Source organism: Microvirga arsenatis (assembly GCF_009910705.1).
Taxonomy (GTDB): Bacteria; Pseudomonadota; Alphaproteobacteria; order Rhizobiales; family Beijerinckiaceae; genus Microvirga; species Microvirga arsenatis.
Genome location: NZ_JAAAXJ010000072.1, coordinates 1 through 549 on the forward strand (window position 1 = coordinate 1; position 549 = coordinate 549).

Consider the following 549-nt stretch of genomic DNA (forward strand, 5'->3'; position numbering starts at 1 on the left):
GCCCGGTCGCTCCGCGATCGGCGAGCACTGTCCCAAAGCCCCGGTGGGCTGGCGGTCCCTGAACCGGTGGACCGCCACGTTCCTGCCAAGTCAGCCGGAACTGATCGTCTGGCAGGAGTTCTCCTCGGATGGTGACGTATCCTTCCGGACGCGAGAGGCTGCCGTACTTGACGGCGTTGGTCGCAAGCTCGTGGATGATGAGCGCCAGTGCGGTGCCCGCCCCGGCACCAACCGGAGCGTCGTCGCCTCCAATCGCCAGCCGGGCATCATCCGATGAGCTTTGGCCATCCTGCTCGTGCATGTCCTGCTCGTGCATGTAGGGATGGGCGAGAATACGCAGGAGACCCAGGACCGTCCGGCTCGCTGGATCGGCTTCGTTCAACGGGTTGTGCGGCTGGATGTACGCGTGCACATGCGCGAGGCTGTTCAGGCGCTGCACCAGGGCGGTCGCAAAGGGCCTGACGGCTTCGTCCTTCCGGGACGCGAGGGCCACGAGGCTGGTAACCACCGCGAAGATGTTCTTGATCCGGTGCGACAGCTCGCGGCTGA

Annotated in this window: 1 protein-coding gene; it reads right to left on the reverse strand. The window is 65.8% G+C overall.

The window, feature by feature from the left end; all coding sequences use genetic code 11:
• Nucleotides 1-549 (reverse strand): sensor histidine kinase (locus GR303_RS24260; RefSeq protein ID WP_161727036.1); only part of this gene is annotated, 549 nt, incomplete at both ends.